The sequence below is a fragment of the Paenibacillus sp. M-152 genome, from assembly GCF_003856555.1.
GTDB lineage: Bacteria > Bacillota > Bacilli > Paenibacillales > Paenibacillaceae > Paenibacillus > Paenibacillus polymyxa_C.
The window spans coordinates 4,252,757-4,267,946 of the sequence record NZ_CP034141.1 but is presented as its reverse complement, the minus strand read 5'-3'; the positions used below and the strand labels follow the sequence as shown (position 1 = coordinate 4,267,946).

The 15,190-nt window shown below is 36.2% G+C and carries 10 protein-coding genes; 7 read left to right on the top strand and 3 right to left on the bottom strand.

Going from position 1 to position 15,190, the window contains the following annotated elements; all coding sequences use genetic code 11:
* Window positions 1-218: 218 nt before the first annotated feature.
* Both EGM68_RS18595 and EGM68_RS18590 read left to right on the top strand, forming a co-directional pair.
* A complete protein-coding gene (locus EGM68_RS18595) occupies window positions 219-3,461 on the top strand; it encodes an nSTAND3 domain-containing NTPase (RefSeq protein WP_129549779.1) in 3,243 nt (1,080 codons plus the stop codon).
* A 324-nt stretch (window positions 3,462-3,785) separates the two neighbouring features.
* Window positions 3,786-4,427: a DUF6037 family protein gene (locus EGM68_RS18590; protein ID WP_129549778.1), complete on the top strand. Its 642-nt coding sequence runs from the start codon at window positions 3,786-3,788 to the stop codon at window positions 4,425-4,427.
* A 372-nt stretch (window positions 4,428-4,799) separates the two neighbouring features.
* Here the strand turns inward: EGM68_RS18590 and EGM68_RS18585 are convergent, their stop codons facing one another.
* Window positions 4,800-5,834: a hypothetical protein gene (locus EGM68_RS18585; protein ID WP_129549777.1), complete on the bottom strand. Its 1,035-nt coding sequence runs from the start codon at window positions 5,832-5,834 to the stop codon at window positions 4,800-4,802.
* 139 nt (window positions 5,835-5,973) lie between these two features.
* Window positions 5,974-6,990, bottom strand: coding sequence for a helix-turn-helix domain-containing protein (locus EGM68_RS18580; RefSeq protein WP_129549776.1), 1,017 nt, complete (start codon window positions 6,988-6,990; stop codon window positions 5,974-5,976).
* Between the two features lie 199 nt (window positions 6,991-7,189).
* Between EGM68_RS18580 and EGM68_RS25795 the strand changes: the two genes are divergently transcribed.
* The 5 genes from EGM68_RS25795 to EGM68_RS18565 all read left to right on the top strand — a co-directional run bounded on the left by EGM68_RS25795 (window position 7,190) and on the right by EGM68_RS18565 (window position 14,807).
* Entirely contained in the window at window positions 7,190-7,342 is a 153-nt protein-coding gene (locus EGM68_RS25795) for a hypothetical protein (protein WP_165264054.1), read from the top strand.
* A gap of 66 nt (window positions 7,343-7,408) precedes the next feature.
* Window positions 7,409-10,807, top strand: coding sequence for an RNA dependent RNA polymerase (locus tag EGM68_RS18575; protein ID WP_129549775.1), 3,399 nt, complete (start codon window positions 7,409-7,411; stop codon window positions 10,805-10,807).
* Between the two features lie 100 nt (window positions 10,808-10,907).
* Window positions 10,908-11,078, top strand: coding sequence for a hypothetical protein (locus EGM68_RS25790; protein ID WP_165264052.1), 171 nt, complete (start codon window positions 10,908-10,910; stop codon window positions 11,076-11,078).
* Between the two features lie 35 nt (window positions 11,079-11,113).
* Window positions 11,114-12,706: a DEAD/DEAH box helicase gene (locus EGM68_RS18570; protein ID WP_129549774.1), complete on the top strand. Its 1,593-nt coding sequence runs from the start codon at window positions 11,114-11,116 to the stop codon at window positions 12,704-12,706.
* A gap of 826 nt (window positions 12,707-13,532) precedes the next feature.
* Window positions 13,533-14,807, top strand: coding sequence for a site-specific DNA-methyltransferase (locus EGM68_RS18565; protein ID WP_129549773.1), 1,275 nt, complete (start codon window positions 13,533-13,535; stop codon window positions 14,805-14,807).
* Here the strand turns inward: EGM68_RS18565 and EGM68_RS26575 are convergent.
* Window positions 14,790-15,041 carry a DUF3953 domain-containing protein gene (locus EGM68_RS26575; protein WP_481855682.1) on the bottom strand — a complete coding sequence of 84 codons (252 nt, stop codon included), beginning with the start codon at window positions 15,039-15,041 and terminating at the stop codon, window positions 14,790-14,792. The two genes, EGM68_RS18565 and EGM68_RS26575, sit on opposite strands and share 18 nt — an antisense overlap.
* Window positions 15,042-15,190: the final 149 nt, after the last annotated feature.

Here is a 15,190-nt window from a genome sequence, read left to right as displayed (position 1 = left end):
CCAAGTGGCTTTTCTCCTTTTCCAAAAGCAGGGATTTGTCGGATGATGACGAAAATAGTTATAGATAAATGTCTTTAGAGATCAATCTTCAACTGTATTGCTATTAAATACAGAGAAACTCGTTCCAAGAACACTGTCTAAAAGCCCCAGCTAGACCAAGAAGTTATAGACAAACGGGGATCAAAATCTAATTAACAGCTAAATGAAGGTGGTATTCTATGTTTCAAGTAGATTCTATTATTCAAAAGGTTATTTCCGAAATCCGATCATCAAATGCTATTGCAATTATTGGGGCAGGAGTTTCATTTGGGACAGGTATGCCTTTAACAGGTCAGTTACCTCCATTGCTTTGGATGACATATGACGAGCATCCAGATTTAAAAAAAGAATTAGCTGGTCTAATTGGTGTGAACAGTACTACATCAAAAAGTTTAATTGGTGATGATTGGAATCATATTTCGAAAGCATTTGAACTTATAACTACTAACAATTCAGCAAGAAAGACGTTCCAAGCGGCTTTTTCTTTGTTGGATGCGGAACGTTCATTGCGGAGATCTTATACTCATGAAGCTATTGCTCGTCTTGCACACAATGGAATTATTGAAAAAATAGTATCCTTAAATTGGGACACTCTCATCGAAAAATCTTGGAAGAGGTTATACGGTACTGATATTAATGACCATAAGATGGTTCTGCATAAGCCTCATGGAGATGCATTGATTCCTGATCAAACATGGATACTGCCTCATGAGCCAGGTTATATTCCAATTGAGATCTTGGAATTTCTTCAAGATATGTGCAAAGAAAGGCCTCGTACATTAATTATCATTGGATATTCGGAAAAGGATGATATAGTCGTTAAAAATTTGATAGCACCACTTCAAGAGAGATGGCGCGTTATACGAATTGGGCCTGAAGCAACTGGAAAAAATGATATTCCTCTTCCTGCAGAACAAGTTTTACCACTTTTGGCTGATAGTCTATGTATAGAAACTACTGGCTGGCGGCATCTCACTTTTTCCAGTCAAAGAGACATTGCATCGGCTATTGCTGGACATCGTCTCTCTCCTTCGGATGTAGTCTCTTGTCCTCGCTTACCACAAGTTAAAATAGCTAGTAGAAATCTGGAAATTAGTAATTTTGTCGACATATCTGGAATGCCCGGATGTGGAAAATCCATTACTGCTTATCAAGTGGCATATGATTATTTGCAAAGTGGTTGGGAAGTATTGCTAGCCGAGGGAGATAAGGAGTCTGAAGAATTATTACTTAAATCTGCATCGAATCTGATGTTAAAAACAGTACTGGTCGTCGATGATGCACAAATCTACTCCAATTCTTTTCTACCCAGACTGATAGCGCTATCTTCAACTTTCCTTAAAATCATCATAACATCAACAAAACAAATATATGATAACCCGGAAAAAATCTTAATCTCTAATTCGGCGGCAGTTCAAACTCTTCGTAATTCTTATCTTGAAAGAAGAGATGAGGTGCTGCCAATTGTGAGAAGCTTTGATGATCTTATTGGTGAGCGTTACTTAGACATTCCAATTGAGCGACGGATAGAGGAAGCGGGGAAGGCAGAGTCACCTTGGCATTTTAACTTTATTTTACGTGGTGGTTGGCAGAAGGCAAATGATGAGTTAATGGTATTGCGGGACTTAAATGGGGCGGATTTGCTTCTTGTTTCTATATCAATCAAACAATTTCTAAATCTCGATGCACCAATGTCATTGGAAGGGTTGGATTTAGTTGTAAAATACTATAAAAAGGATAACGATTGGTTGCAGAGCAATTTGGATATCTTAAGAAAACGAAATTTGCTGTTATCTGGTAACCATATCCGAACACCACACATTCGCTTTGCTTCAGTTGTTATTAACCGCTTTTTTGAATATGCATCAGATACAGAAATTGATCTTACGATTAGTTTTATGCAGCAATTGATGTTAAGTGTGGAAACACCACTTCAAGGTATTTCATGGTTGTTAAACGAGATAAGGTTTATTGATAAATTAAGGTATGACAAGTATACAGTAATTTCAGATTCAGTATGGAATAGTATCATAGAGCGATGCTGGGTTACCGATATGATGGAAAGAAGAAATGCTGCATTTGTTTTAAATGCTTTAGCTCGTACTAGAGTGAATGGAAACGAGAAACTGATTGAGCATCTGCCTATACTCGCCCAATGGATTGAAAAGGCAAATGACAAATCAGCTTATGCACTTGCAAATTTAGTAAATGATATTTATAACCATAGTTATGAAGCAGCCGAAAAGTTGGTTTCTTTAATAAGCCCGATGAACCTGGCAAGTAGACTTAATGAGGCTAGAGTAGAGGGGGCTTATTCTTGGGGGCATTTATTAGGACGTATTCGACTTTGCGCGAATGATCAGTGGTGTGAACAATTCAAAACTTCCATTAATCAGGAGTGTCTTAAAACGCTTATTACGAATATGTCGGGTGAAGATATTGAAGGAATGAGTAAACTTATCACAGAAGTTGCTTCCTATGATCATGAGTTTGCTTTCCAATTACTTGACAATGGATTTCCCATAATTTCAAATGCACTGAACAATCGACCACTTGATACATGGAGGGAATTGCAGGATATAAATTGGAGATTGTTAGGTCACATACCTGGGTTTCTTCGACAAGAGAAACCTAATAGTAAACAGAAGCAATACTCCAAGAAAATTGCACAGAGCTTGCCTATACAGAAAATCTCGTCAGATCTATCACAAAGTCGCCAACGAGATTGGGAACGTTATGCACATTTCCTAGGCGAGTGGTTAAAAGAAGTAGATAAGCGGATATATCTAAAGATCATTAATTGTTTAGATATCGAAAAACTGAATCGGATGACAGATGGATTATGGTCAAGCCCACCTAGGGAATTACGCCTATTATTAATAACCCTTTCTGCGAACAGTGACCATGAACCAGCAAAAACCTTGCTTATGAAACACGAATCTGAAATTAATGTGGCCGATCCGATTCTGGTAACAATTTGTCCGGAAGCAATTGCTGGTCTAGTAATACGTGGAGGTAATGTGAATTTGTTCGGGCATAACGGACACAATTGGGGCCTCATTGCAATGGTTATCATGAATCTGAAAAAGATAAGCGAGAGTGTATATCGAAAAGTTATGGAGGATAATTCAATACAAATTATCAGTGCTATTTCAAAGCTTCAGAGCATTGATTGCGATGATTTAATAATTTTTTTAAATACTTTAGAAAAAGAAGATTTTCCAGTACTTATTGATTTAATGAGTAATATCAATGTTGATGAAGCGGAATATCATTGGAGTCTTAGACTTAGTGAGAAAGCTCCTTCGAAAAGAACTGTCGCAGCATTGGTTTCCTATGCCAGTATGTGTCCTGATAAAGTTGGGGAGTTGGCTAGAAAATTGGAAAAAAGAATTCCAAATAAATTTAAAGTACGGGATTGAGGAAGGATATAATTCTATGTTAGGGACGAGAAATAGAAGTCGATATTCTATAAGATTAGTGTTTTAGGGAGAGCACATAGAGTAACCTTTGCAGTGAGATGAGATTCATTCACCTAAATGTTATTCAGAACCTTTAATATTGAGAGGAGATCTGGCTCTTTTAAGCTGAGTTTATAAATGAGAGGTAGCGGTAGACCAGGGGAAAGGGACTCGTTAGATTTGATGAACTTCCTGCATAATCCAAACCAACTGTTCGAAGAAAGGAAAATTAGCTGAATATAATAGAAATAATTGTACTAAAATGATTATGGTGGTGGAGTTTAGATGGCAATTAATATCGAGGTTGAAATAAATAATTTGATTACTATATGTAAAGGGAAAAGTACTGATACTATTCTTTTTAGTTTTGAACACAATGGAATTAAAGGCAGTGTAGTGTTTTTTTTGAATAGCTTAACGTTTATGATTGGAATCAAAGATTATAATGTTGGCTGGTTAGCCTCAGTTACAAGCAATTTCATGTCTGAATCGCTGCCAGCAGACGTATTTAGAAAAATAAAAAATATGCTCGATGTGGTCGGATTTGTAAAAACTGATAAGGGAGGGTATTATAAGCATTCAACAGCAGGCTTATTTCAGACTATCAGTGCGAGGATGATAAATGTTCAATTGGATGAGGTTGTAGTTCCTACAGAACGAAAATTAATTGAATTCATAGGAAGAACCCGTACTAATGATAGAGACTATGATAAAGATGGAGAGCTCCCGTTCTTTAAAACATGGTCTAGAAATATCAATAGGGGGCGCGTTAATAAACATAATTTAGAAAAAACAAAAAGAGTATTTGGTAAAGATATTGAAAACCACTGTAGAAAAAACAACATAAGTTCAGTTTGGTCAAGTACGCCAACAGAAAAAAGTTTACTCTTTAGAAAAAAAGCTGAAGAAATCATTAAAGGAATATAAAGATTAGCGATGTTTTTGATGTATAAAGATAAACTACGTAATGTGTAAAAGGTGTGAAGAGATGAACGACAGGTAATCGAGGCGAGCGGGTATAATCCACACCGAAGTGATGTTGTTCTATTGCCCAATGCTGTGATATGTCTGAATTGAAGTAGATGGTATTGTGTACTTGATCTGTGTAGCTAGTCAACTTTGCAACCGTCTGAAGTTGACTAGCAATCAGATAGGAATGAAGGGGGGATAGAAACTCAAATTATCAATGAGATCGTCTTTTAGAATATACTTAATGATAGAAATAAAATTAACGAGGAGGAAATATTCTTTTCTTAATTGGTTAGAAGATTGAAAGTCCTTACATAGCTAAATAATCGTTTAAGATTTAATCACTTGGTTAATTTTAGGAGAACTTTTCATTTTTGAGTGTATTTTTTCTATTAGCTCAATCATTAATTTGATATTCATAGACGTAGAGTGTTGAATTAGAGTTTCTCTGTTCTCTTCTAAAAGTTTGGTTATTTCTTGTAGGTAAATATCCCTTTTATTTCTTTTACAATAGGATAGAAGGTAACTGAATTCAATTTTTACTTTTTTGACACAGATAGAAGGATTAGTTTTATCTATGAATTTTAATTCTTTTAGTACTATAGGGATAGAATAGTATATTGTTTTAATATGATAGGAAATATGCCGACCGTTTTTATCTTTATAATATTGGCCAATAGCATCAATAATAATATAGGTCATTAAAGCCTCTTTGAATGTTGGGACAAAACTATTCAGTATTATTGTATAATTTTCATATTTGAAATCATTTTGAAAAAGGGAAAAGTAAGCTTCGGATAAAGGATAAAACATATTTCCGAAAATACCCAATGTGAATATATTTAAATTTGAAAAGGTGTAAAGAACAGCAGCAATTATGTAAATTCTTATTCTATAATGAAATACAAAATAAAATAACAGAATTTCTAGAAGAGCGACAAGATAAAAACAACCATTTAAGAGTGTCTGATCTAAATTAGTCATTCTTTCGATGTAGAGAAAAAGATCATTCAATCCTAAATTATTTTCTTGTAAGTATTTCATGTATGATTCATTCTTGCTTATTGGATTAATTAAGAGTTTTTTATTTTTTAACAAATAAGCATACAGTGCTTGTTTGTTATTTATACTATCAACATCCTTGTTACCTAATGTTTGATTTATAGTATCGTAAATTTTTGTTTTTCCATTAATCTCTTTGCTAAAGAAAATATCATCATGATATTTATTTTCTGTAGCGAATCGAATATAAATTCCAGGGTCTATTGAATTTATCAAACCATAAGTAGAGAACCAAAGAAGCAAACAGATAGGTATATAAAAGATCAATAATAAGAAAGAGAAAACTGCTTTTCTTGTATTCATTTCGTAACCTTCCTCGCATTAACTAGTAGTAGTTTAAGAATGTGTATTGTTAGTGAAATGGCTGACATATACATAGGATTGACATAAGAACTAGACAATAGTACAAAACACGTAGATGGATTCATTATTTAGCAGACCTTCAATATGCCTCGAATTTTTCTTCAGAAGATTTTGGTTTATCCGAATGTTTATTTATCAATGCAGATAAATCTGCAAGAAACGCCTTTTTTCCTTCTTTATCCAGATCAGCTAATTTGAAAAATTCTCCCCCAATTATAGCCAACATAAAGGAAGGGTCAATCTCGAAACTGTCCTCCAAATTTTTTAATTTCCGATTAGCATAATCTATGTTCCAATCACTGAGTATTTTGATATGCTTCATAATACTGTTCACTACGGTCATGTTTTTTTTATCAAACTCAGTTAGAACCCTTTCGAGTTCTTCACCATGCTTTTTTTCTCGTAAAAGTTCTTTTTTCTCATATAAGCTGAAAAATTTATGTTCGTTTAACGTGGAGACTGCCTTTTCATAAGCTTCTTTAATGGATGCACCCTGCATTTTATAAAGAGTGCGAACGATTCCTTCCATTGTAATATAGTTAATAATATTTATCTGCTTACTGAGGATTTTTTGTAGTAGATTCTCCTTTAAGTCAAATACGATATAGGAACATGGTTTTTCTTGATTCCGTTCAAAGATTAGAGAATTGGTTTTTTGGTGTAGAATATTATGATCTGATAATTCCTCATTTTTATTCATCTCAAGAATGACTTCTTCTGCGGTCAGATTCAGTTCATTCAACATTTTTGTAATGAACATTATTAGAGAATCGGGAATTGGTATCTGACGATACTCCAAGTCAAATATCTGTATCCATTCTTGTTCTTTAATCTCATCGGGGGTTAATTCAATGGTTGTTTTCTCAAGTAGTGGCTGTATGTGTTCAAGAAAATCTTCCTTTTTGCCCAAAAGAAATTCAAATATTTTATAGAGAACTTCCAAATCAACAAATTCTGCATTATGGTTTTCTAACTTACTTATATATGCAAGGCTTCTATCAATATATTTAGATAGATCAGCTGCTTTAATTCCTTTATCATTTCGAGTATTCTTTATAGTCCTGCTTAGTTCTTCAGTTAATTTGACTTTCGGCATATATATCACTCCTCAGTAAATATTATAACCTAAAAATCCGTAGATTAAAATAATTTTATATACGTAAAATATTTTACAAAAAATATTGACGAATTTTAATTTGGTATGATACAATATATTTGTGTTCACCTATTACCAGCATATTGAAAAGGTGAACTCGGAACTAATATATCTCAGGAATGGAAGGTGGTGAAGTTTAATGAATTGGAGATTTGATACTAGACATTTAAGTTCACAGCAAAAATCGATTATCCGTAAACGTGATGAAGAGCAAAAGATTCTTAATGAAGAAAAAGATCGGCTTAAGAAAGAATCACAGCAACAGGTAGAAATTATTGAAGACAAAGGCTGATGTTTTCTTACTAGAAGAACATTATGAGGAACATATCACACAAACCAACAAACAGGAGGCTAAAATTTGACCACTAATCCAACAAGAAATCAATACCAAATCAAACTATTCCATTTTAACGAAATCACGGTTCTAGGCGACCAACTTTGTGCGCCACAATCCAGCACTCGCACTATCACTGTATCAAACAGCATTTATCTCGATCAACTCAAACGAGTCGTAGCAGAACGTGATCCTTCCACCGATGTTACCGAAGTGCTCTTCATGCTCAAAGCTGATCAAATTGATGAAGATGATCCATCTCAACTTGCCATGTTTGAACGAATGTTACGAGAGGGCATCTACTATAATGGAAGGAAATATGTCCGTTCGATCAAATCGCCTGCGATGAGACGCACACAGCGAACGGAATTTATCCAAGAAAAATATGTTGCTGACCTATATAGACGCATAACACTCGGTAAAATGCCACGGCTCACTAATCCCCATAAGTGGGAAGCAGCACTTGGTGTGAGTCGTTCAGCAGCACAGCCAGTACCGTATGTTCCCCGGATTGTTGTTATTCCAGATTATGAAAAGGATACGATCATCGAGGATGTATGGAAAGTGGAAAAGTGTGCTGAGGATTTGCAGCAACAAAAGTCGATATTCGATGAAAAGACGAAGCAACGTGAATATTTCAAAGCAAAGAAAGAATTGAAACCATCTAAGGAACAATTACATAAGTTAGAACGTATACCGAATAAAACGATCTCGTGGAATGGCCGTACAAAGTCTGTTCCTGATCAAAATGAATATAAAACTTTCAATGGATGGAATAAAAAGAATCGTCGTGTGAAGCTAGAAGCAATTCCTTTTCCTGCTCGTTCGGTTATGTATAATGACAAACTATACCCTTGCTATTCCATCGAGCAAACAGAAGAAATTCCAATCATCGTTATCAATGAAGAGTCCATCGGATTTAAGCGAGTGGAGTACCCGAAGTATGAGAATAAGAATGTCCAGTTTTTCGATGGTCAAGGTTTAATGAGCTTTCAGTTTGCAGAGCGCATTGGGCAGCATCTTAACCTATCGTATTCACCTAATGCGATTCAGGGAAGGCTCCCATATATTAAAGGAAACTTTATCCGTTTCGATCTGATGAAATGGTTTAACGAAAACAACGTGACAGAGATAAAGGATGTTTTTGGTGAATTACAGCCGATCATCGACAAACAGGGTCGTCCTATTGATCTTATCCTCACCAAATCCTGCTTCAAAGCATGGCATCAATACAGTGAGGGAGAAGCTAAGCCTAAATGTTTGTTCGAAAGTATAACGGAATATGAAGCATTACTGAAAGTACATAATCATAATAACTTCTGGGTCGCTAATTATGCGAAACCAGCATACCAAATGAATGCCTATACACCACTGACATATCAATATATTCATGCGCTGAATCTCACGCTGAACGATTTATATCAATTAGCTACGCCTCTAATGGATGTCATCAAGGGTGTACTACATGGGCAAAAGAATGGCACCCATGGAAAGTGGCTTCGAGATATCGCGTACACAAAAGCGTTCCTACATATGCTAGTCCAAGAAGACGATGAACCCAAAGATGTAGATGAAGAACCCGACGAACAGGAAAATGAAATAGAACGGGGCCAGAAGAAAGAGTTTATCAATGAAATCGTCCATGCCATCGATTTGAATGAATTGATGCTGTATGACGGAAACGTCCGTAAATTTATCGTGAAGCAAGCCATGCTGAAAGTACAGGATATGTTGAAAGGTCGCATCCCGATTCGAGGTAGTTACTTTTATCTAACCAATGATCCGATTGCATTCATGGAGCATGCCAGCGGATATCCAGTAACAGGTGTGCTGAAGAAGAAACAGGCTTTTATGAATCGGAAACAGGGAAGCCACGCTCTATTCCGTTCACCACTAACGATATTTAATGAAGTTGGCAAGCTAGATTTTGTACAAGTACATAACCGATATATGCGTCATTTGGATAATGTGATTGTTCTGAACTGTTGTGATTTAACACTGGCAAGGCTCGGACTAGGAGATGTCGATGGGGACACGGCTCTCTGTACGAATGATCCGACCATACTCAAGGCAGTGATTGATGCTCCAACGATCATCAATGAAGATGATAAAAAAGTAGCTGCTCCTGTACCGAATCATATGGATAGTATCGTCAAGATGGAGCTAAAAAGTCTACATAATCTGACGGGTAGATGTACGAATGTGAACACGTATTTTCAGAATATGGCTTTAGAAGAAGGGAGCCTTCAAGGACGCGTTTTGGAAAACTCAGTCTTAAAATTTCTCCAAGGTCAAATCATTGATGCCACGAAAAATGGACTGGAAGTAGAGATTCCATATGTGCTGGATCGTCTGGCTATCCAAATGCCGTATTTCTTTCGTTTTGTGAATGGTGGCAAAGCCGAGGATTATCAGTATTCAACCCAATCGTCGTTTAATCAGTTTTGCGTTAAGGCGGAGAAGTACATAGATGACAAGTTCCAGATGAAAGATGGCAAACTGGATCAGTCGATTTTGGGCATCGAGAGTACGAAAGAATTGTTACAGGATATGAGCAAGGTCAGTCAGCCCAAGTTTCTGAGCTATCTAGCTCGAATTGAGCCACTGTATAAAGAATACAACGAGCAGAAAAAACCAATTGATCATCGCTTGATGCAATTTAATGAACTAAAAAAATGGGAACGAGATAATGATACCCGGAAAGCGATCAGTGCTGAATACGCCAAGTTACGAGAGGAATACAAAACTCAGTGTGAAGTGATCTGTCCTTATCCTTCAATACTTGCCAGTGTTGCTGTCGAGATCGCATATCAAAACTACAGAACATACTCCTTTGCATGGCTGTTTGTAGATGGGATACTGGAAAATCTAAAGCAGCATGAAAATGTGATGAAGAGGGAAGTACGAAAGGTGAACCGGCTTACGAATTGGAATGTAGAAGGCAAGGAGCTTACCGTTCAAGCTGGTATCGCTACAATACATGATTTGGAGTTTCCATTCCATGTGCCGGACGGTGTTTATTCATTATTTGAGATCATGGGACAATTCTTTATTGGATATGAAGCTGAGAGGGAAAGCGTAGTACAAACCAGTAATATGTCTTCTCTACTGGATGAAAAAAGTACAAGACGGACATTGAGAAATTACTTGCTAGGCTTCAGTACTTTGAAAAAGTCGGAGGAAGAATCGCAGTCGGTAGCTGACCAGATATTAGGCGAGAAATTACAGATTCAGGTGGTCGAGTACCGCTATGTTCATATTGTAGATGAGCAGGGGAAAGTGAAGTGTATCATTCCGAGAGATCAGGTCATTCGTCGAGATGAGGGGTTATCCTTACTGGATTTTGACGGTGCGACAATTGAATTTATAACTATCGAGAAAGTCACGAAATCGAGCTTTAAGGCGATAGTCCATATCGACTAACGTGAATCATTTGTCTGTCATGATAGGCGCCTGTTAACACTGGCGCTTGGGTGACACCTGCTATAAAGGTGCGATCCACAAATGAGAGGAGTGAATCTGATTGAGCTATTTTTATTGTTACGATATTCATTTGTTTAATTATCTGACGAGTAAGGGGTTCTCGTTTATAACGAAGGCACGACACTATAAGACGAATGTTTTATTTTCCATGTATCTGAAAACGCCAGAACTATCTGTAGCCATTGATGAATGGGAAGCAACAAATCATTAAAATGTAGATGTTAGAAATGATGTGAGGAGCATTTGATGAGAATTGATGATTATAAGCCAAAGCAAAATGTAACTGAGAAGATAAACGGGGAGGAGGTTGAATGGAAAAATGGAGATATCGTTTTAATTAGCAGTGGGACGGCATCGGGTAAATCCTATTTTATTCGAAACAAGCTGGAAAAATTAGCGGATCAGCAAAATGTGAACATACTTTTATTAGTCAATCGAAAGAACCTGTACGATCAGAATAAGGAAGCTATCGACAATTCATTATTTTCAAGAATCAAAGTGGAATTATATCAAACGATTGAGAACCAGCTAAACAATGATGAGGAATACGATTTTTCTCCGTATACATACATTGTGTGTGATGAGTCGCATTACTTTACTACGGACAGTGGATTCAATGATAATTCGGATGATTCCCTTCAAGCCATTCTTAATTTACAGTCTCAAATTAGAATTTTTATGTCCGCAACAGGTCATGTGTTATTCTCTTACATCAAGGATCAATATAGACGTAAGCTCAAACAAAAAAGTAATAAAATATGGACATACTCCATTCCAATAAAATTCAATCAGATTGCATCGTTATCCTTCTATAGAGACTTTTATGCAATAGAAAAATGGATTGAGCGCAAATTCAATAAAGCTAACGATAAAATTATATATTTTGCAAGCAGTATCCAAAAGGCTTATGAGCTTCATCTCAAATATGACAATTCATTATTCGTATGTAGTAAAAGCAGCAAAAATAAAAAATATCTCAAATATGTAGATGATGATCAAGTGGAGTCCATGGTCAAGAAAAATAGGTTTGACTGTAAATATCTATTCACGACAACTGTGCTTGATAATGGTTTTGATTTGAAGGATGAGCAAATTAAATTAGTTGTGTGCGATATATTTGATGTGGATACGATGCTACAGTGTATTGGACGAAAGAGATTCAAGAATGACCAAGATAAGGTTCATATTGTTTTACTGAATCGAAGCAATCGAGATTTGAATAATTACTTGAGAACAGTCCAGAAGAAACTGAATGAAGCAGATGCTTTTATTCATGGTGGGGTTGGAGAATGGAAAAAGCTAGTGGGTAAATTTTCGAGGCAATCCAATTACATCATTAAAGACAACGCAACAAGTGATGGCAAATATAAATCGAAGAAGACAGTTTCCAGAGTTAAATATCTTCAAGCTGTAGCTACGAGAGATCGGATTAAAGCAATGCTGGATCAGAACAGAGAAACCAATAATTTCAGGGAAGAAACTGGAGGGAAAAAGGAAAGCGATGCCTATATGATGTACATTTCGAACTTATTACATAAAAATAAAATCACGTTGATTGAGAAGATATTTGAACAAGAAGAATTATGTAGCTATTTAGAAACAATAGTAGGTAAAAGAATATATAAAGACGGTCAAAAACAAGTCATTGAAAAATTTGATATCAAGGATTATCGAGGTAGATTACAAAAGGATATTAGCCAATTACAGTCCTACCTCCAATCGAATCAATTAAAATATGCGATTGGTAGCTTTCCAGATAACCGAAAGAAGTTAGAAGATGGAAGCAACAATCCCCATAAAGGGAAGCGATATTGGTTAGTTAGCAAATTTAACGGATAATCGGTTGTAACAAAAAAAATCAAGTTTTTCTCATTTTCGATAATGCCAAAAAGGTAGTACATATAAGGATTTTTTTAATCTTGGACAGCAAATTGTGGAGTAATGCTATATATATACATGTATCCATGATTTGCTGTCCAGATGATAGATAAGTCAATAAAATCAACCGTTTTTAGAGATAGGGAAAGATAAAAATTTGCGAACAAAGTATTTATAATATGCCGCAAAGGGGCTGGGTGTGGGAGGGGAAACGGTGGCAGGCGATACTACCGTTTACGAAGCGTAGCGAAGTGGTTTTATGGCGGTTTTAGTTTCCCCTATCCCACGTATAGATCATATATAGACTTGGTAGGATTCATGGACAATTCAGAGTCATATTATTAATTGGTTGTATTTATCGCTTTAAAATTTTCGTATTTCATATTGAATTTTACCTTGTTGAATACTGACTGCTATTTGCAAAATTTTAAACTACACGAATTGAGGACTTGAGTAAAATGTGTCACGTGACACAATGAGCAAATTTAAAAGTACATATTATATACGGGAACTCTGGCTATGAGCTAGGGTTCCTTTTCATTTTGGAGAGGAGCAACAAGAATGCTATTAATTTTACAATCAATAATCATAGAAATATTACGATTTGTTACTGCAATTGGTGTGTTTATCACCTGGATGTGGATTGCAGCCTTTTTGAAAATAAAGGTAGAAAGGGGAATCAAGTGGATTGGAAATCAAATTCGTAAACGTAGAAACGTTAATTCCGTACATAAAAAACGCCAGAAACAATGAGAAAGCTGTAGACATAAAGGAGAGAGTTTAATAAATGAAGTGGATAAAATTGAAGATCGATCAACTGGTGCATGCTGAATATAATCCAAGGAAGGATTTAAAAGCGGGTGATCCAGAGTTTGAAAAGATCAGGAATAGTGTAATGGAATTCGGTTATTGTGAACCGATTATTTGTAATAGTGATTATACAATTGTAGGAGGCCACCAACGGGCTAAAGTGTTGAAGGCACTCGGATACGATGAAGTTGATTGTGTCATAGTCGATGTGAATAAGTCGAAAGAGAAAGCTCTGAACATAGCGCTCAATAAAATTACAGGGGAGTGGGACTTTGACGCACTGGCTACATTATTAGATGAGTTAAAAGAAGCAGAATATAATATTGAGTTAACAGGCTTTGATTGGTCTGAAGCAGAGAAGTTGCTGGATACATTACATGAAGATACAGCCGATGATGAAGATGATTTTAATCTGGAAGAAGCATTACCTGAACATCCGATCACTCGTAAAGGTGACATTTGGCTACTTGGTAAGCATAGGCTCATGTGCGGAGACTCGACTAATCAGCAGGATATTACAACATTGATGGATGGTAAGAAGGCTCAGCTTATTGTAACTGATCCACCTTATAATGTGGATTATACAGGTAAAACCAAGGATGCATTGAAAATTGAAAACGATAAGATGGACAATCACCAGTTTTATAATTTTCTATTGGCTGCCTATACTCAAATGTTTGAAGTAGCAGATGACGGAGCAAGTATTTATGTGTTTCACGCAGATAGTGAAGGTTTGAATTTTAGGAAGGCATTTATTGAAGCAGGATTCAAACTGTCTCAATGTTGTATATGGGCAAAGCAAGCGATGGTTATGGGACATGCCGATTATCACTGGATGCACGAACCTGTATTGTACGGTTGGAAGCCGACAGGTGGACACTACTGGAATAGTGATCGGAAGCAAACGACATTATGGCAATTTGATCGCCCCTTTCGCAATGAGTATCATCCCACGATGAAGCCGATTCCCTTGATTAGCTATCCAATTAAAAATTCCAGTAAGCTTGGTGATATCGTATTTGATCCATTTGGTGGTTCAGGTTCAACATTGATTGCTTGTGAGGAAACGGATCGGATTTGTTATACGAGTGAGCTTGATCCCAAATATGTAGATGTGATTGTGAAGCGATATATTGCCCATGTTGGCAGCGGTAGCAGTGTGTATTTGATTCGAGATGGTAAGCGATATGACTATCATGAAATAGTTACTAATTCAGAATTAGAAAACGTACAGTTAACCTTTTCTCAATAAAAGTGTAGATATAAATGCAATTGCAGCGAACAAGGATACACTGAAGCTAACTATGGCATACGTTTTTCGATTTGTCTTAAACTCGGAGATGCCAGAAAATAAAAACATGAGGCTGAGAAAAAGCTGTGTAAATAAGGATGCGAGTCGGTTATTACCAGGATAAGCAAGTGAAAAAAGGGACGTGATAACAACGGCAGCAGCACACGCAAATTTAAGAATTAGATATATATTCATTTTTTTAAGCATAGGTCAGTTTCCCCTTTCTATATTGATTAGTATTCAGTGAACCCCATTATACAACTATTTGGTTCACGACGGTAAGCAGTATGACTATCATGAAGTTGTTGCTGAGTCGGCAAGGTCAGAGGTATCATGTGCTGACT